Source organism: Methylobacterium sp. 37f (genome assembly GCF_023093475.1).
In the GTDB taxonomy this organism is placed as follows: domain Bacteria; phylum Pseudomonadota; class Alphaproteobacteria; order Rhizobiales; family Beijerinckiaceae; genus Methylobacterium.
In genome coordinates this window covers 192,949-211,760 of the sequence record NZ_JAGHKN010000001.1, presented here as the reverse complement: position 1 = coordinate 211,760, position 18,812 = coordinate 192,949, and the positions used below count along the sequence as shown (strand labels likewise).

13 protein-coding genes are annotated in these 18,812 nt (G+C 66.2%); 7 read left to right on the top strand and 6 right to left on the bottom strand.

The genetic code is table 11. From position 1 onward, the window contains the following. Positions 1–69: 69 nt before the first annotated feature. A complete protein-coding gene (locus J7U37_RS01050; RefSeq protein WP_247634543.1) occupies positions 70–1,668 on the bottom strand; it encodes a gamma-glutamyltransferase family protein in 1,599 nt (532 codons plus the stop codon). Between the two features lie 170 nt (positions 1,669–1,838). Here J7U37_RS01050 and J7U37_RS01045 point away from each other — a divergent pair, with 170 nt between their 5' ends. From J7U37_RS01045 to hflX, 4 genes are all read left to right on the top strand, one after another. Further along, positions 1,839–4,196: a PAS domain-containing sensor histidine kinase gene (locus J7U37_RS01045; RefSeq protein WP_247634542.1), complete on the top strand. Its 2,358-nt coding sequence runs from the start codon at positions 1,839–1,841 to the stop codon at positions 4,194–4,196. Continuing rightward, a complete protein-coding gene (locus tag J7U37_RS01040; RefSeq protein WP_247634541.1) occupies positions 4,193–5,563 on the top strand; it encodes a sigma-54 dependent transcriptional regulator in 1,371 nt (456 codons plus the stop codon). Before J7U37_RS01045 ends, J7U37_RS01040 begins: the two co-directional genes overlap by 4 nt. Positions 5,564–5,718: 155 nt before the next feature. Further along, the gene (hfq, locus tag J7U37_RS01035) at positions 5,719–5,973 is read left to right on the top strand and encodes an RNA chaperone Hfq (RefSeq protein ID WP_056183333.1); all 255 of its coding nucleotides are present in this window, start codon (positions 5,719–5,721) and stop codon (positions 5,971–5,973) included. 130 nt (positions 5,974–6,103) lie between these two features. Continuing rightward, positions 6,104–7,516 carry a GTPase HflX gene (gene hflX / locus J7U37_RS01030; protein ID WP_247634540.1) on the top strand — a complete coding sequence of 471 codons (1,413 nt, stop codon included), beginning with the start codon at positions 6,104–6,106 and terminating at the stop codon, positions 7,514–7,516. Positions 7,517–7,607: 91 nt separating this feature from the next. Here hflX and J7U37_RS01025 read toward each other — a convergent pair whose 3' ends face one another. The 3 genes from J7U37_RS01025 to uvrA all read right to left on the bottom strand — a co-directional run bounded on the left by J7U37_RS01025 (position 7,608) and on the right by uvrA (position 12,919). Further along, entirely contained in the window at positions 7,608–8,180 is a 573-nt protein-coding gene (locus J7U37_RS01025) for a fasciclin domain-containing protein (RefSeq protein ID WP_082503755.1), read from the bottom strand. Positions 8,181–8,429: 249 nt separating this feature from the next. Then, positions 8,430–9,404 carry a transporter gene (locus J7U37_RS01020; protein WP_056183476.1) on the bottom strand — a complete coding sequence of 325 codons (975 nt, stop codon included), beginning with the start codon at positions 9,402–9,404 and terminating at the stop codon, positions 8,430–8,432. Between the two features lie 533 nt (positions 9,405–9,937). Then, positions 9,938–12,919 (bottom strand): excinuclease ABC subunit UvrA, encoded by a 2,982-nt coding sequence (gene uvrA, locus J7U37_RS01015; protein ID WP_247634539.1) that lies wholly within the window; start codon positions 12,917–12,919, stop codon positions 9,938–9,940. Between the two features lie 518 nt (positions 12,920–13,437). Here uvrA and J7U37_RS01010 point away from each other — a divergent pair. Continuing rightward, positions 13,438–15,492 (top strand): nitrate- and nitrite sensing domain-containing protein, encoded by a 2,055-nt coding sequence (locus J7U37_RS01010; protein ID WP_247634538.1) that lies wholly within the window; start codon positions 13,438–13,440, stop codon positions 15,490–15,492. 24 nt (positions 15,493–15,516) lie between these two features. On the opposite strand, the gene J7U37_RS01005 is transcribed toward J7U37_RS01010, so the two are convergent. After that, complete coding sequence (locus tag J7U37_RS01005) at positions 15,517–16,161, bottom strand: hypothetical protein (RefSeq protein WP_244476855.1); 645 nt, start codon at positions 16,159–16,161, stop codon at positions 15,517–15,519. 182 nt (positions 16,162–16,343) lie between these two features. Between J7U37_RS01005 and J7U37_RS01000 the strand changes: the two genes are divergently transcribed. Then, the gene (locus J7U37_RS01000; RefSeq protein ID WP_247634537.1) at positions 16,344–17,768 is read left to right on the top strand and encodes a DEAD/DEAH box helicase family protein; all 1,425 of its coding nucleotides are present in this window, start codon (positions 16,344–16,346) and stop codon (positions 17,766–17,768) included. Between the two features lie 101 nt (positions 17,769–17,869). Beyond that, complete coding sequence (locus J7U37_RS00995; RefSeq protein ID WP_056183323.1) at positions 17,870–18,262, top strand: phage holin family protein; 393 nt, start codon at positions 17,870–17,872, stop codon at positions 18,260–18,262. 3 nt (positions 18,263–18,265) lie between these two features. Here J7U37_RS00995 and J7U37_RS00990 read toward each other — a convergent pair whose 3' ends face one another. Further along, complete coding sequence (locus J7U37_RS00990) at positions 18,266–18,730, bottom strand: hypothetical protein (RefSeq protein WP_056183320.1); 465 nt, start codon at positions 18,728–18,730, stop codon at positions 18,266–18,268. Positions 18,731–18,812 lie beyond the last annotated feature (82 nt).

Below are 18,812 nucleotides of genomic sequence, written 5' to 3'. Positions count from 1 at the left end.
CAAGGACGATGCCAGGTTGATGCGTGGTAAGTCTTTGCCACACAACGTGTTCGCGAAGAGGGCCTTTGGTTACAGCCCCTCCGAGCCTCCGTCCGATCGGGGATCGTGAACAGCGGCGATCGACCCGTTGCCCGGATGGCGGATCAGCATGCCAGCATGCCCGAGGGAGTCGATATAGGCGCCGCCGAGTTCCTCGATGTCGTGTCCGAGGCTGCGTAGGGCCGCGATGCAGGCCGGATCGAAGCGGTCCTCGACCTTTACGGACAGCGATTCCGCGCCCCAGGTCCGGCCGTAGAGAAGGCGGGGTGCATCGACCGCTGCGGCCGGGCTCATGCCGTAATCGGCGTAGCGGGCGAAGATCTGCGACTGGAATTGCGGCTGTCCGTCGCCACCCATGCTGCCATAGGCCATGACGCGGCCATCATCGAAGCAGGCCAACGCCGGGATCAGGGTGTGGAACGGCCGACGGCCGGGCTCCAGCGGGTTCACCGCCTTCGGGTCGAGGGAGAACGAGGTTCCGCGGTTCTGCCAGTGGATTCCGGTCTTGGGCAGGACGATTCCGGAGCCGTATTCCCAGTAGATCGACTGGATGTACGACACCGCGAGGCCGTCACGGTCGATCGCCCCCATCCAGACCGTATCGCCCTCTCCGGGGTTGCGCAGGGGCACCGACGCGGCGCGGCGCATATCGATCTGGGCCGCTTCGCGGTCGAGGGATTCGGGCGTCAGGAAACTGGCCGGGTCGACGTTCAGGCGATCGTAATCGGTGACGATCCGGTCGCGGATCGCGAAGGCCCGCTTCGTTGCCTCGATCAGCCCGTGATAATGCGCGGTGGTCTCCGGCCGGTCGATCCGCAGGCGATCGAAGATGCCGAGAATCAGCAGGGCGGCGATGCCCTGGGTCGGCGGCGGGAAGTTATAGAGCATTGCGTCCCGGCGGCGGATCGAGAGCGGCGTGCGCTCGCGGGGCGCGTAAGCCTCGAGATCGGCCCGGGTGACCGGGGTTCCGAGCGTCTCCAGGTCCGCGGCGATCTCGCGGCCGAGATCGCCGCGGTAGAAATCGTCGAGCCCCGCATGGGCGAGGTGATCCAGCGTCGCGGCCAGGGCAGGCAGCTTGCGGATCGCCCCGGCCGCGTAGGGCTTGCCGCCGTCGAGGAACGTCTCGGCGAAGTGAGGCTGGTCGTGCAGCGTATCGAGTTCCTTCGGCACGTAACGCGCTTCCGAGGGCGAGACCGCGACGCCGTCCCGGGCATGGCGGATGGCGTCCGCCAGCAGCGTGTTCAGGGGCAGGCGTCCGCCCAGAGCCTTCGACAGGTCGAGGGCGAGGCGCCAACCACCGATGGCACCCGCCACCGTCAGGGCCGCGTCGGGCCCACGCGACGGCAGCACCTCGTAGCCCTGCTCGCGGTAGCGCTGGATCGTGGCTTTGCGGCCGGCGGGACCGCAGGCCTCGATCCCGCGCACCCGGCCGCCGCGCTCGCGCACCAGCCAGAAGCCATCGCCGCCGATGCCGTTCATATGCGGGTAGACCACGGCGATCGCCGCGGCCATGGCGGTCATCGCCTCGATGGCGTTCCCCCCCTGCGCCAGGACGTGCTGCCCGGCCTGGGCCGCGAGACGGTGAGGCGCCGCAACGGCGGCCGTGGCGAAGACGGGCGTGTCTGACATTCTGATCTCTGCGCGATGACGAACGGAAGGATAATGTATTTTTACGCTACGACGGAAGGGTGCGGACCCCGCTTCGGGCTGAGCGTTCCGCCGGCCCGCCGGCGGTTTGCGCAGCGATCCGTGCCCCATCCGTATTAATTTCGCCACACTGTTGTGGCGACGCATCAGCCATGCCGTGGCTTCGATCTTCCAGCACTTCGGCCCCCTCTGCGAAGGGGGCGAGCCCTCCCGAGCCGGGGCAGGCCAACGGGTCCGACCGGCTCGAGAGCGCCGTGCGGGTGCCCCCGCGTGGCCCCGGGCTGATCGGCGCCCTGGTGGTGATCACCGCCCTGATTTCGGCCATCGCAACCTTCCTGATCCTGGCCGGGATCATTCAGGTCATCCGGACGCCGACCCTCGGGCTGACGCTGCTCGGCATCAACGTGTTCCTCGTCCTCGGGCTGGTGGTGATCATCGCCTGGGAGGCGCGGGTCTTCCTCTATGCCCGACGTACCAATGCGGCGGTGGCCCGCCTGCACACCCGCATCGTCGGCCTGTTCAGCATCATCGCGATCCTGCCTACGCTTCTGCTGGCGGTGGTGGCGGCGATGACCATCAATCTCGCCCTCTCCCTCGGCTTCACCGACCGCGTCCGGGACGTGGTGCTGAAATCGGTCGAGGTCGCTGACGCTTACCAGGAGAACCAGTGCCAGAGCCTGGCGCGCGAGATCCGCATCCTGACGGACGACCTGACCCGGGCACGCCCGAACTTCGACGTGAACCGGACGTGGTTCGAGAGCTTCCTGACCACGCGGGCCACCGCGCTCGGCCTGCCGGTGGCCGAGATCATGCGCGGCCCGACCGAGGTGGTCGCCCGGGCCAAGATCGACATCCTGAAGGACCGCCGCCTGCCCTCGGCAGCGGCCTTCGAAGACGCGGCGAAGTCCCCCGATCCGATCTGCCTGGTGCCGAACGAGGGCCGGGTCTTCGCCGCACTCCTGCGAATGCCGGCCTATGACGGCGCCGTGCTGCTGGTGCAGCGGGAGGTGAGCCAGCTCGCGGTCGAGTTTCCCGGCGTGTCGCGGGCGGCGGCGGCGGAATACCTGACCTACGACTCGTTGAAGCGCTCGATCCAGCTCACCTTCGCGCTGGTCTTCGTGCTTATCGCGCTGATCGCGCTGCTCTCGGCGGTGTGGTTCGGCCTCAACTTCGCCAATCGCTTCGTCGCGCCGATCCGGCGCCTCATCAACGCGGCCGATCAGGTCGCGTCCGGAAACTTCTACGCTCAGGTGCCGGCCCGGAAGAGCGACGGAGACCTCGCGCACCTGTCCGAGAGCTTCAACAAGATGACCCAGGAGCTGCGCCGCCAGCATGACGGGCTAACGGCGGCGAGCGACCTCATCGACCGTCGGCGCCGGTTCACGGAGGCCGTGTTGTCCGGGGTATCGCCGGGCGTGCTCGGCGTCGATGCGGCGGGCAATGTCACCATCGCCAACCCGTCGGTGGAGCGCACGCTGGGGCTGACCGCCGACGAGATCGTCGGGAAGCCCCTGACCCAGGCCGTGCCCGAACTGCAGGCGCTGTTCCCGGAAGGCGGCGAGGCGCGCCTGCGCACCCTCCAGCAGCAGATCCAGCTCACCCGCGACGGGCGCGAGCGCACCGTGACGGTCCGGGTGACCAGCGAGCAGGCCCAGGGCGGTGCGCGCGGCTTCGTGGTGACCCTGGACGACATCACCGACCTCGTCGCGGCCCAGCGGACCTCGGCCTGGGCCGACGTCGCCCGGCGCATCGCCCACGAGATCAAAAATCCGCTGACCCCGATCCAGCTCTCGGCCGAGCGCATCCGGCGCAAGTACGGCAAGGTCATCACCACCGACAAGGATATCTTCGACCAGTGCACGGCGACGATCGTGCGTCAGGTCGACGAGATCAAGCGCATGGTCGACGAGTTCTCGTCCTTCGCGCGGATGCCCAAGCCCGCCATCGCCCGGAACGATCTCAGCGAGATCACCCGGCAGAACCTCTTCATGATGCGGGTGGCCCATCCCGATCTCGATTTCTCCTTCGCGGAGGAGGGCGGTGAGCCGATCCTGGCAGCCTTCGACATCCGGCTCCTGTCGCAGGCCATCACCAACATCCTGAAGAACGCCGTCGAGGCAGTTCAGGCGGTTCCCGAAGCCGATCTCGGCAAGGGCCGGGTCGATGTCCGCCTCGTGCCCGAGGACGGATTCGTGGTCATCGAAGTGACGGACAACGGCAAGGGATTTCCGGCCGAGGGGCGCCAGCGGCTGCTGGAGCCCTATATGACCACCCGCGAGGGTGGCACCGGCCTGGGGCTGGCCATCGTCAGCAAGGTCCTCGAAGAGCATGGCGGCGGGATCGAATTGAACGACAATCCGGAAGGCCGGGGCGGACGGGTGCGGCTGCGCGTGCCGCTCGAAACCTCTGGTGACGCCACCGACCCAACGACGCCGGGGGGCAAACCCTCCGTGCAGGATGAGAAGGGTGCCGCGCGGACGGCCCCCCCAATCGCGGAGATCCATTCATGAGCGCCGATATCCTGATCGTCGACGACGAAGCCGACATCCGCGACCTCGTCGCCGGCATCCTCGACGACGAAGGGCACCGCACCCGGACGGCCGGCGGTTCCGACGAAGCCCTGGCGGCCATCGAATCGCGCCGGCCGCATCTGGTCTTCCTCGACATCTGGCTACAGGGCTCGCGCCTCGACGGCCTTCAAGTGCTGGACCAGATCAAGGCCGGCCACCCGGACCTGCCCGTGGTGATGATCTCGGGCCACGGCAACATCGAGACCGCGGTCGCGGCGATCAAGGCGGGCGCCTACGACTTCATCGAGAAGCCGTTCAAGGCGGACCGGCTGATCCTGGTGGCCGAACGCGCCCTGGAGGCTTCTCGCCTCAAGCGCGAAGTCCGCGACCTGAAGGCTCGCTCGGGGCAGGCGAGCCGCCTCGTCGGCGCCTCCGTGGTCGTCAACCAGTTGCGCCAGACCGTGGAGCGCGTCGCGCCGACCAACGCCCGGGTGATGATCCTCGGCGCGCCGGGCTCCGGCAAGGAACTGTCGGCGCGCACGCTCCACGCCCTGTCGACCCGCGCCAGCGGGCCCTTCGTGGTCATCAACGCGGCCACGATCACGCCGGACACCATGGAGGCCGAGCTGTTCGGCGTCGAGGCCGGCGAAGGACGGGTGCGCCGCGTCGGCGCCCTGGAAGAGGCGCATGGCGGCTCCCTCTACATCGACGAAGTCGCCGACATGCCGCGCGAGACGCAGAACCGCATCCTGCGCGTCCTCGTCGATCAGAACTTCCAGCGGGTGGGCGGCACCGCCCGGGTTCACGTCGACGTGCGTATCATCTCGTCGTCCTCGCGCGACCTCGCCGAGGAGATCGCGGGCGGCCGATTCCGGGAGGACCTGTTCCACCGGCTCTCGGTGGTGCCCATCCGGGTGCCGTCGCTGTCCGAGCGGCGCGAGGATGTGCCGGAGCTGATCTCGTTCTTCATGGAGCAGATTTCGGGGGCCACCGGCCTGCCGCGCCGGCGCATCGCCGAGGATGCGATGGCGGTGCTGCAATCGCACGATTGGCCGGGCAACATTCGGCAACTGCGCAACAACGTCGAGCGCCTGATGATCCTGACCCATACCGATCCGGATCAGGAGGTCACTTCGGAGATGCTGCCGACCGAGATCGGCGCCCTGGTGCCCACGACACCGAACGGCTCGGGCGGCGAGAAGCTGATGAGCCTCGCCTTACGCGAAGCACGCGAGATCTTCGAGCGGGAGTACCTGGTGGCCCAGATCGCCCGGTTCTCGGGCAACATCTCTCGCACGGCGGAGTTCATCGGGATGGAACGCTCGGCGCTCCACCGGAAACTCAAGTCGCTCGGCATCGGCCCCTGAGAACACGCGCGCGATGCACTTGCATCGGGGGCGGGATACACGTGTAATGTTGCGGGATCGGCATGTGACGTTGGGTGCGCCCGATTCGTGTCGAGATCAACGGATGAGAACCCGCTACGACGGCGGGCGGCGATGCGAACCAAGGATAAGAAAAAATGGCGGGCGAACGCGCTCAGAATCTCCAGGACACGTTCCTGAACCATGTTCGCAAGAACAAGATTCCGCTCACGATCTTCCTCGTCAATGGCGTGAAGCTTCAGGGCGTCGTGACGTGGTTCGACAACTTCTGCGTTCTGCTGCGGCGCGACGGTCATTCGCAACTCGTCTACAAGCACGCGATCTCCACCATTATGCCGGGACATCCTGTTCAGCTCTTCGAGCCCGACGAAACGGCCCCCGACAAGGTGTGAGCCCAGCACATTTGATTGGCGCAGCAGTGAAACGTTTGTCGCGCCCTTGTCTGTGGCCGGCAAACGCCCATTGTCCTGAGGACAGGCCGAGCCTGACGACACGGCAAGACAGGGCGGATCAAAGGACTTGATGACTGAACCGATGACGGCCGGCGAAGCCCGGCTCCAGGCGATGGCCGCTCCCGAGGGTGACATCGCGGCGGCCACCCACACTCTCGTCGTCGGCCCCTATCTCGGCCGGGCCGCGGCGGCACGCAACACCACGGGTCACACGCCTGAGATCCTGCGATCCACCGATGCCCGCCTGGATGAGGCTGCTGGCCTCGCCGCCGCGATCGAGCTCGACGTGGTCGAGGCGATCGTCGCCCCGGTGCAGCGGATCCGCCCCTCGACCTATCTCGGCAAGGGCCGCGTCGAGGAACTCGCAGGCGTGATCCGCGCCCGCGAAATAGGCCTGGTGGTGATGGATTGCGCCCTCTCCCCCGTGCAGCAACGGAACCTGGAAAAGGCTTTCGGCTGCAAGGTCATCGACCGCACCGGGCTGATCCTCGAGATCTTCGGGCGACGGGCTTCGACCCGCGAGGGCACGCTGCAGGTCGAGCACGCGCATCTCGCCTACCAGAAGAGCCGTCTCGTGCGGTCTTGGACCCACCTCGAACGCCAGCGCGGCGGATTCGGCTTCCTCGGCGGCCCCGGTGAAACCCAGATCGAAGCCGATCGGCGCATGATTCAGGAGCGGATGACCAAGATCGAGCGCGAGCTCGACAGCGTGACCCGCACGCGCGGCCTGCACCGTCAGAGCCGGGCCCGGGTTCCGTATCCGATCGTCGCCCTCGTCGGCTACACCAATGCGGGCAAGTCGACGCTGTTCAATACCCTCACCAAGGCCCAGGTGATGGCGCAGGACATGCTGTTCGCGACCCTGGACCCGACAGCGCGGGCCACCAAGCTTCCGCATGGCGAGACCGTGATCCTGTCGGACACGGTTGGTTTCATCTCGGAACTCCCGACCTCGCTGATCGCCGCCTTCCGCGCCACGCTGGAGGATGTGATTCACGCCGACATCCTGCTCCACGTCCGAGATGTCTCGCACGGGGACAGCGAGGCCCAGGCGGAGGATGTGGGCTCCGTGCTGCGGGAGCTCGGGATCGAGACCTCCGCCGCGCGGATCATCGAGGTCTGGAACAAGGCCGACCTGCTCGATGGGGACGAGCGCACCCGCCTGCTCAACCTCAGCGGCCAGGGCCGCAGCGATCGCGACAGCGACGCGCCGGCTCTCGTCTCGGCGGTGACCGGCGAGGGCCTGGGAGTCCTGACGGCCCGGATCGAAGCGCGGATCGCGCGCCAGCGCTCGACCTTTGCCGTGGTCCTGCCACCGGAGGACGGCGCAGCCCTGCACTGGCTCTACGAGAACGCCGAAGTGCTCGATCGGCGCGAAGAGGAGGGCGGTACCATGCACCTCGCGATCCGCATTGCACCGGAGAAGGAGCCACGCTTCCTCAACCGATTCGAAGGCGCTCGCCGTCTCAACCGGGTCGGCTGAGCGACCCGCACGGGACAGTCATGAAAAACGCCCGCGATCCTGATGGGTCGCGGGCGTTTTCCTATGCTTCGGACGGGATCGAAATGCCCGATCAGGGCTGCAGGACACCGTTGATGACGTGGATGACGCCGTTCGACTGCATGACGTTGGCAGTGGTCACGGTGGCGGTGCTGCCCTTGGCGTCGGTCACGTAGACCTTCTTGCCCTTGCTCTGAACGACGAGCGGCTCACCCTGGACCGTCTTCAGCTGCGCTTCGCCGCCGCCATCCTTGGCGAGCTTCATCAGATCCTTGGCGGTGTAGACACCCGGGACCACGTGATAGGTCAGGATCTGGGTGAGAGTAGCCTTATTCTCGGGCTTCACCAGGGTCTCGACCGTGCCGGCCGGCAGCTTGGCGAAGGCGGCGTTGGTGGGCGCGAAGACGGTGAACGGACCGGGGCCGGACAGGGTATCGACGAGACCGGCAGCCTTCACGGCGGCGACCAGCGTGGTGTGATCCTTCGAGTTCACCGCGTTCTCGACGATGGTCTTCGAGGCGTACATCGGCGCACCGCCGACCATCGGATTCTTCGCGAGAGCCGGGGACGCGACGCCGACGGAGCAGGCGAGGACGACGGCGGCGAACGTTGACGCGATCGGGCGACGGGCGTGACGGTTGATCATGAAGCGCTTCCTCTGAAAACGGGTGCCCCTTCGAGGGGGTCTTGCTCCGTTACGGAATGCAACCGGCGAAAGTTTCAGGGACGCGCCGGCTTCCGATAGAAATCATCGACTCCAATGCCGTATCGGCGCCGGTTTCTCCGGGCGTTGCGGTGTCCGCCGAACATGTGAAAGCCCGCCCGACACTGAAGTCGGACGGGCTTTGCCTATGTCATGCAGCGGCGAAGCCAGGCCTCGCCGCCGATGTCCAGATCAGTACTTGCGGATGATCGGCGCAGCGACGGCGGCGACCGGGGTCGGCGAGTACAGCGGCACGATCAGGCGGCCCGAGATCTCGGTGCTGTCGAAGCTGGCAGCGCTACGAGCGACGGTGCGGGCGACGTAGACCTGACCGGTAGCGAAACCGAAGTCGTAGCCAACGAGGCCACCCATCAGGAACCGGCCGCGATCACCCTGAGCAGCGTTGATGAGGTTGCCGGCCTTGGCGCTGATGTCGAAGTTGTAGGTACCGTAGGCGATGGCGCCGATTTCGAACTTGCCGAACTTCTTGGTCGCGGTCAGGTCGAGGTTCAGCGAGTCAGACAGGGAGTAGGACTGCGTGAAGCCGCCGAGACCAATGTTGCGAACGCCACCGAAGTTGGAGGGCGAGTCATAGATGTTGGCGGTGAGGTTGGCAGTGAGGTTCCAGCCGTCGCCGGTGTAGCTGCCGGCGACGCCGAAGCGGTAGGTGTTCGAGGAGAGCTGCGGCAGCACGGCCGAGGCGGCAATCGTGCCATTATTGGTGACGAGGACGCCGCGGTCGCCATTGAGTTCGTTGAGGTAAACACCGCCGAGCAAGCTGACGCCGAAGTTGTTGCCGAGATCGAAGGCCCAGATGCCGCCGACGAAAGTACCGACGTTGATCGACAGGTCACGCAGGTTGGAGCCGCTCTTGCCGAAGGCGAAGACGGTCGGAGGAGCGACGAGCAGCTCGATGCGGCCGCCGAGCGGAACCAGCGGGGTCGACCAGACCAGCACCGGGATGTTCACCCCGACGTCGAGAGCCGACGGGTTGTCGCGCATCTGGTACACGAAGGTGTTGAGGGCGTAGATGCCCTCGGGGAGCGGCGCACCGGTGGCGAGGCCGACCTGCTCACCCGGAACCGTGGTGCTCTGCGCGTAGGAGGCGGTGGCAGTCATGCTGGCGGTGAGCGCGAGCGCTCCGGCAACGAGCCAGTTCTTCGACATCTTATTCATTCCTTCCCAAGGATTTCAGGCGTCCGCCACGCAGCCGTCCGAACCATTCTGCCGATGCGCCGCTTGTGTGCGGCTTGTTTGCAGTGGATCCGGCGGCCCCCCTTGCGGCCCGTTTTCAAGTCTCAACGTCGAGAACTATTCTACAGGACGCCGCAGAAGGACAGCGGAATGCTTGGAAACGGGGCAGATCGACCCTGACCGTTGCTCAAAAGTCGCATTTTCGGTGCAGTGCAGCGGAAGGAATTGTTAACCATTTGAGCAGGTTGGCGCGGCTATTTGAGCGCCCGTGCCAGCCAGCATCGGCAAAATACCGCTGGGCTCTCAACCTGTTATGGTCTGGCTTGGGCGTCAGGAGCTTCCGGCAAAGGACCTATTGCCAATGCGCAGTCGGCGTAGCCCCGGTACCCCGATTGGTGCGGTTGGGCTCGGCCATGACGCTGTGCCGAGCTGCTTTTGCCCCTCCGACACGGACGAATCAGGGCCCCCTTCCCCGTGTCGTGCGCGAATCCGGGCTCGCGGTTCGTCTACTCGGCAGCGGCACGTCCCTTGACGAGGGCCGTAGCGGGACGGCGGGCCAGGACGTCACGCAGGAATCGACCGGTATGGCTCGCGCGGGACTTGGCGATCTGCTCGGGCGTTCCTTCAGCCACCACGACGCCACCGCCGTCGCCGCCTTCGGGCCCCATATCGATGACCCAGTCGGCCGTCTTGATGACTTCGAGGTTGTGCTCGATGACCACGACGGTGTTGCCCTGGTCGACGAGCTCATGGAGCACCTCCATCAGCTTTGCGACGTCGTGGAAGTGCAGTCCCGTCGTCGGCTCGTCGAGGATGTAGAGCGTGCGCCCGGTGGCGCGCTTCGACAGTTCCTTCGACAGCTTGACCCGCTGCGCCTCGCCGCCCGACAGGGTGGTCGCCTGCTGCCCGACCTTGACGTAGCCGAGACCGACCCGCGCCAAGGTCTCCATCTTCTCGCGGATCGTCGGCACCGCCTTGAACAGGTCGGCCGCCTCCTCGACGGTCATGTCGAGCACGTCCGCGATCGAATGGTCGCGATACTTCACCTCCAGGGTCTCACGGTCGTAGCGGCGGCCCTTGCAGACGTCGCAGGTCACGTAGACATCCGGCAGGAAATGCATTTCGATCTTGATGACGCCGTCGCCGGAGCAGGCTTCGCAGCGTCCGCCCTTCACGTTGAAGGAGAAGCGCCCGGCCTGGTAGCCGCGCGCCTTGGCTTCCGGCAGGCCGGCGAACCAGTCACGGATCGGCGTGAAGGCTCCCGTGTAGGTCGCGGGGTTGGAGCGCGGAGTGCGCCCGATCGGCGACTGGTCGATGTCGATGACCTTGTCGAGGTGCTCCAGCCCGTCGAGGCGTTCGTAGGGCGCCGGATGCTCGAGGGCTCCGTTCAGTGACTTCGCCACAGCCTTGTACAGCGTGTCGATGATCAGGGTGGATTTGCCGCCGCCTGAGACGCCCGAGATGCAGGTGAAGGTTCCGAGGGGGATGTCCACGGAGACGTTCTTCAGATTGTTGCCGCGGGCGCCGATCAGGCTCAGCGTGCCCTTTCGTCCCTTGCGACGCGCCTTCGGAACCCGCACGCTCATCTCGCCGGTGAGATATTTGGCGGTGAGCGAGTTCGGGTTCTTCAGAACCTCCGCGGGTGTGCCCTGGGCGATGATCCGTCCGCCATGGATGCCGGCGCCGGGGCCGACATCGACGACGTAGTCCGCTTGCAGGATCGCGTCCTCGTCGTGCTCGACCACGATCACGGAATTGCCGAGGTCGCGCAAGCGCTTCAGGGTGCCGAGCAGGCGTTCGTTGTCGCGTTGATGCAGGCCGATCGAGGGTTCGTCCAGCACGTAGAGTACGCCGGTGAGCCCGGAGCCGATCTGCGAGGCGAGGCGGATTCGCTGGCTCTCGCCGCCGGAGAGCGAGCCGGAGCCGCGCGCCAGCGTCAGGTATTCGAGGCCGACATCGATCAGGAAGGTCAGACGGTCGCGAATTTCCTTGAGGATGCGGAAAGCGATCTCGTTCTGCTTGTCGGTGAGCTTACCCGGCAGATCCGAGAACCAGGCATGGGCGTCGCGCACGGACAGCGCGGTGATTTCGCCCACATCCTGCATCGCGACCTTGACCGAGAGCGCTTCGAGCTTCAGGCGCTTGCCGCCGCAGGTGGCGCAGGGCGTCTCGCTCATGAAGCGCGCGATCTCCTCGCGGGAGGTATCGCTCTCTGTCTCCTTGTAGCGCCGCTCGAGATTCGGGATCACGCCCTCGAACGGCTTGTTGACCTCGTAGGCCCGCATCCCATCATCGTAGGCGAAGCGCACCGCCTCGTTCTGCGTCCCATAGAGGACGACCTCGCGGGCTTTGGCGGGCAGGTCGCTCCACGCGGTCGTGGTCTTGAACCCGTAATGGCGCGCCAGCGCGTCGAGGGTCTGTCCATAATAGGGCGACGTCGATTTCGCCCAGGGACCGACAGCGCCGCGTTTGAGGCTTAGCTTGGCGTCAGAGATGACGAGTTCCGGGTCGATCCGCATTTCATGGCCGATGCCGCCGCAGGTCGGGCAGGCACCGAACGGATTGTTGAACGAGAACAGACGCGGCTCGATCTCCGCGATGGTGAAGCCGGAGACCGGACAAGCGAAGCGCGACGAGAAGGTGATGGGCTCGCGCGGGGCTTCGCCCTCCGGCGCGTCGGCAAACTCGATCAGGGCGATGCCATCGGCCAGTTCCAGGGCGGTCTCGAACGAATCGGCCAAGCGCGCGGCGATGTCAGGCCGGACCACGATGCGATCCACCACAACGTCGATGTCGTGCTTGAGCTTCTTGTCGAGCTTCGGCGCGTCGTCGATGGGGTAATACTCCCCGTCAATGCGCAGGCGCTGGAATCCCTTCTTCTGGAACTCCGCGATCTCCTTGCGGTACTCGCCCTTGCGGCCTCGAATTACCGGCGCGAGCAGGTAAAGCCGGCTCTTTTCCGGTAGGGCCAGCACGCGGTCGACCATCTGGCTGACAGTCTGGCTCTCGATCGGCAGGCCAGTCGCAGGCGAGTAGGGAATGCCGACCCGCGCCCACAGGAGCCGCATGTAATCGTAGATCTCGGTGACGGTGCCGACCGTCGAACGCGGGTTCTTCGATGTGGTCTTCTGCTCGATCGAAATGGCCGGTGAGAGGCCGTCGATCTGATCGACATCGGGCTTCGACATCATCTCCAGGAACTGCCGCGCATAGGCCGAGAGCGATTCGACGTAGCGGCGCTGCCCCTCCGCATAGATCGTGTCGAAGGCGAGCGACGACTTCCCGGAGCCCGACAAACCGGTGAAGACCACCAGCCGATCCCGCGGGATCGTCAGGTCGATATTCTTCAGGTTGTGCTCGCGCGCGCCGCGCACCGAAATGACCCGCGCATCGCGCGCCGCCGCCCCGTCGAACAATGCCTCGATCTTGGCTTCGACCTTCTCGGCCTCGGCTTGCGATTTCTTGGCGGCGGCTTTGGCTTTGGCCATGGAGTCTCTTTGGAAGGTCTGCGGTGCGGGACCCGGCACGTCTCGGAACGACCCGTTCGCCGCATGTCGGGCGCAAGGCAACCGCGGGCAAGGCGCACACCGCGCATATCGGCTCTTCAACTAGAACAAAAAGCGTACAACCACAATATCGGCGGCCGCCGCCAGAGACCGCGCCGGATCAGTGGAACAGCGGTCGATCCACATGCCGGTTTCGTTGTCTCCGTTGCGCCGTCTCAAATCCGACAAAGGTCAAATGCGATCCAGTCTCCGCCTGACTCATCAGGACCACGATCGGGCGTAAGGACGGCGGCCATTCCTCGGCTTCAGTCATGAGCGACTACACGGAAGACACCAGGTTCTTGGAGGGAGCAACCCAGATTTCGCGGAACGCAAACGGCTCATCGTTACCAAATTTGCATCACTTATGACCAAATTTTCATCATATGATAGTAATGCAACGCAACCTTTACCCGATGAATGAAACCATTGCTGCATCGTCTTGCAAGCAGGTTCGTCTGATGTCCGCCGGTTTCACTTCATCGCTGCGCTTCCGAATCCTGCTCGTTGCACTCGCTCCCTGTCTCGCCTTCGCGGTGGTGGTCGGTCTTGCCATCACCGAGCGGATGAGCCTGCGGTCTCAGATGGGGCAGGTCGAGGATCTTGTCGGGATGGCGGGTCGGATCAGTGCCTTGGTGCACGAGACTCAGCGGGAACGTGGAGCCTCCAGCCTCTTCCTCGGCGCGAAGGGCACCAAGTTCCGGGCGGAACTGGATGCGCAGCGCTTGCGCACCGACGCAGCTCGCACGGCCCTCGATGCAGGCCGGGCCGGCATGGATATCGGAGCCTTCGGCGCAGGCGTCGCTCGCCGGAGCGAGGCCTTGACTGCCCAGATCGCCGCCATTGGCCCGCATCGCGCGGCGGTCGATGGCCTGATGCGCACGCCGGCCCAGAACATGGCCGCCTATTCCGGCGTGATCGCCAGCGCCCTCGACCTCGTCCGCGAAGTTTCCCAGGTGGCCGCCAGTGCCGATCTCGCCGGTCGCATCGCCGCCTATTCGTCCTTTCTCGCCCTCAAGGAACTCGCAGGCCAGGAGCGCGCCACCGCCTCAGCGATCTTCGGCGCCGGACAGACCGATCTCGCGGGGCATGAGCGCTTGGCGGGCCTGAGTGCAGGCCAGACCACCTACGAATCCCTGTTCCGCCTCGGAGCAGGTTCGGCCCAGGCAGCGTTGCTCGATGGCGCCAAGACGGCTGCTCCGGCCCGCGAGGTCGAGCGCCTGCGTCGCATCATTCTCGACACGATCCCGGGAACGGCCCTGTCCTTCACCGATGCGCCCGCCTGGTTCGGCGTCGCCACGCAGCGCATCGACAGCCTGAAGACCATAGAGGACCGGCTCACCGCCGATCTCGGGATGGCAGCCGCGGATGCCCGCGCCGAAGCTGAGCGCAGCGTCCTGCTATGGGTCGCGGCCGGTATCGCGACGCTGGCTCTGTCTTGCGGGCTGGCCTACGCTTTCGGAACGGCCATCGCCCGTCCCCTGACCCGGATCGCCAGCGCGCTCACGGCGATTGGCCGCGGCGAGCAGGCCGGGGCAATTCCGCGGAACGGAGCGCGCGAGGTCCGGGCGATCGCTGCGGCGGCCATCGATTTCGAGGCCAGCGTCACCGAGCGCCGCCGCATCGCCGGGGAGGCCGACCAGTTCGCCGCGAAGGCCGCTTCGGTCCGCCGGGCCGAGATGGTCGCACTTGCCGATCGCTTCGAAGCCCAGGCCAGCGGCATCGTGGAGGCGGTTTCGGCCGCATCGAGCCAGCTCGAGACCGCCGCCTACGCCCTCAATCAGGCCGCGAGCGACACCTCGTCCCTGAGCCAGTCGGTGGCCACGGCGTCCTCCGAGACCGCCGCGACGGCCGATACGGTCGCGGCCGCGACAGAAGAGTTGAGCGCTTCGGTGCGGGAGATCGGCAACCGCGTCGAGACCTCGACCGCCGTCGCCGGCGAGGCGGAACGCGATGCCGGCCGGATGGCCGAGGATGTGAACCGTTTGGCGCTTGCCGCCAGCAGCATCGGGGAGATCGTCGGACTGATCACCAGCATCGCCGGGCAGACCAATTTGCTGGCGCTGAACGCCACCATCGAGGCCGCCCGCGCCGGCGATGCCGGGCGCGGTTTCGCGGTGGTCGCCAGCGAGGTCAAGAATTTGGCAGCTCAGACCGCCAAGGCCACGGAGGAAATCGCCGCCAAGGTCGCCGAAATCTCGCAGTCGACGGAGGCCTCCGTCACGGCCATCGGGGGAATCACCGAGGTGATTCAGCGCCTCAACCGGATCTCCGGGGACATCTCGGCCGCAGTCGATCAGCAGGATGCCGCGACGCAGGAAATCGCCCGGAACACCGTGCGAACCTCGGAGGGCACGCGCGCCGTGTCCGGCCACATTACAGGTGTTCGCGAAGCGGCAGAAGCGGCGCGAAGCGGCTCTTCCCAGGTTCTGTCGGCGGCAAGCGACCTGGCGCGTCAGGCCTCAGACCTACGTCGCGAGGTAACGGGCTTCCTGGCCAGCGTCAGGACAGCGTGACCCTGCCGAAACTTTCAGTCCGGTCTAGCGAGCGGTCGTCCATGGATTGATCACCCGCATTGCCGTAAGTTCGGTCTTGGCTTGCAGTTCGGTATTGGCCGGCATGACCTTGCGCGCTTGCTGCATCATCTTCCGGGCTTGATCCGCCGGCATCGCTCCGATGGGCAGCATCATCGCGGTCAACTGGGTGCGCGTACGCCGATCGATGAAGTCGGACCGGCCGATGCTGGCAAAATCGGCTGCCGTATGCCGGTCGTCAGTGCGGCCGACGAAGACCTTGGGTCCGTCCTTCATCACCACGATATCACCGGGCCGAAGTGTCTCGTCCCGCATGAAGGCAGCGGCCGGTCCGGCTGTCATGTCGATCGGAGTCTGGCGGTCCGTCACCTTGATCTTGAGGGGCTCCGATTTCGGCAGGGCCGCATAGCGGATCTTCGGACGCGGGCGCCCGGCATGGGCTGCCCGCCGAATGGAGCGGCGCGCCTGTCCGTAATCGAAATCCGGCGCGGGCGCCGGTGCGACTTGCTGGACGGGGCGGGCAGGCGCAAACAGCAGATCGAACAATCCACCTTCAGCGCTCTGGGCCTGGGCCGGCAGAGTCAGCATCAGCATGCCGAAAGCAGGGGCGATCACAGCGCGCGACGCAGCTGGCAGCGAGATCGTCGGCATCGATGTCTCCGATGAGGGCGCCCGGCCGCGTGCCGAGATGATCCCTTAACAAAAGCACAACCTGAACAGTTCCAGGGTTTTCAAAACGTGGTGAGGATGGCGGCAAGATCTCGCGAGTATGGTTGCAAAGCCCCGACGAGAATAAAATCCGACGCTTCGTGCCGGGTCAGGAAACACTCCTGATGGTGGCTAGCGAACGTCTGATCCCGCGCCCTCATCAACAGGCGGCCAGCGCAGCAATCCTGGCCGCGCGGAACGCGGGGCGTTCGGGTTTTCTGCTCGGAGACATGACGGGGCTCGGCAAGACTCTGTCGGTTTGGTGCGCTGTCGCCGCCATGCCGGAGCGCGAGGTGCTGATCGTCTGTCCCAAAGGCGCGATGCCTCAGTGGCGGCGGACGATCGCCCTGTCGGGCCTCGCCGAGAAGGACGTGACCCTCACGAACTACGAGCGGACGAAGGGCCTGATGGCGCCTCCGCCGCCGAGCAATCGGCGCTCGACCCGGGCCAGGAACAATGCGCTGGCCAAGCACGGGACGCCGAAACGCGCATGGTCCCTGGTGGTCTTCGACGAGAGCCACCGCATCCGCAATCCCTACGCCCAGCAGAGCCTCGTCTGCCGACAGATCGCGGAGGATGCGGCCTTCACGATCTATCTCAGCGCCACGGCGGGCCAGGCCCCGCACGAACTCTCGTATCTCGGCCGTCTGCTCGGCGAGGCCGCCGGCCATCCGACCGGGACACTGGCCGAGTTCCGCACGCTGATGCAGCATCTCGGCATCGGCCGTGCCAAGGGGCGCTGGACCAACTGGTCCTGGGACGCAAACCCGCGCGACTGTACGATCATGGCCGACCTCCTGTTCAAGGGCGATCGAGCGATCGGGCTTCGGCGGCGACCGGGTGACATCGCCGGTTGGCCGGAGGTGCAGCGTGCCCTCAGCGCAGTCGCCCTCAGCCCCGCCGAGCGCCGGCTCTACGACGCCACTTGGCGGGAATTCCGCCGCGAATGGGGGCTGCTGGGTGGCAGTACCCGCAAGCCAGCAGGCTGGGCCGCCGACCTGCGCTTTCGCCAGAAGGCCAGCTTGCTCCGGGTCTCGGGAACCACGGGCTTCGCCGACCTCCTGATGGAAGAGGGCCATGCGGTGGCGATCTCGGTCGCTTTCCTGGAGACGGCCGCCGCGCTGGTCGAGGCGCTGCGGACAGCCGGCTGGCGGGCGGAGACGATCACCGGCGCCCAGTCGGGCGAGGCCAACGAGGCGGCACGTCTCGCCTTCCAGACCGGCGGGCTCGATGCCATCGTCTTTACCGTCACCGAGTCGATCTCGCTTCACGCCGGCGAGTTGCCGGGTGGCGAGCGGCCCCGTGCTCTGATCGTCCACGACCTGCGCCACAGCGCGATTCAGCTCGCCCAGATTGAGGGCCGCTGCCATCGAGATGGGCAGAAGGCGACGATCTACTATGCCCTGGCCGAAGGCACCGTGGAGGAGAGCATCGCCACCACCGTCGTCGGTCGGATGGCCTCGATGGAGGCGATGGCCGGTGAGGACACCGCCCTCCTCGATGCGATCGCCCTTGCCCTGTCCGAAACGCGGGATGCGGAAGCCGCCTGACCGAATCGCGGCTGGCTGGAACGGGATCGAACCGTCACGGTTGTGGCCTTCGAGGTCCGGCGCATGCAGGATGCTTCGGCCAACGAAAAGGACCCGCCCCGATGGCCCCACCGACGCCGAGCCTCGGCCGCCTGATCAGTGAGGGCCTGCGCCACGGCGGAGATCTCGTGGGGCAGGAACTCGAACTGATGCGCCGGGAGACGGATGGCAACATCCGCGCCATCCTGGGCGTGTTCGCCTGCTTCGGTACAGCCGTCATCCTGCTGGTGGCTGCGTTGGCGATGGTGCTCGTGGCTCTGGTGAAGGGTCTGGCGGCTCTGATCGGGTCGGAAATCCTCGCGGCGCTGATCGTCGGCGCCCCGTTTGCGGCCGTTGCCCTGATCCTGATGATGCTCGGACTGCGTCGGATGGACCGCTCGAACCTGCTTCCGCGCCGATTCGAGCGTCAGATCGAGAAGGATGCCGCCTTGATGACCGGCCGGAATGACGACTGAGCACTACATACGAGGTCTGCCGGCCGGCGTCGCAGCACCGAGCAGAGCGTCCTTGTCGACGCCGAGCGCAGTTGCAATCTCAGCCAGCGCCACGTGCTCGAGCTCGCTGATCCCGGCCTGATCGGCGACATCCGCCGCGATCAGGAACACGCTCGTCCGCTGGGCAACGTCCCGCTCGGCGATGGCCGAGACGAAGCTCAGGTTCTCCGCGCGCCCAGCACGCGTCCGCGCGCGGGCAATGCCCTCGAACAGCTCCGATTCCAGCTTCAACGTGTCGTAGCCCCGCTCCAGGATCGGATTGGAACGCATGCCGGCGAGCGCTGCCTCGATCTCCTCCTCGTCGATTTCGTAATCCGCCAGGATCACATTGGCCGAGGCCGAGACCGCTGCCTCCATCAGGGGGCGGTCGCCGAGAAAGGCCCCCATGGTCTGGGAGAAACGCCCGACGAACTCTTGAAACACACCCATTCGTTTCCCCGAACACCTGGCGTTCCGCCTGCGTCGCCCTGGCTGGACCGTCGCATGGCAGATCGACCGCATCAAAAGCTTG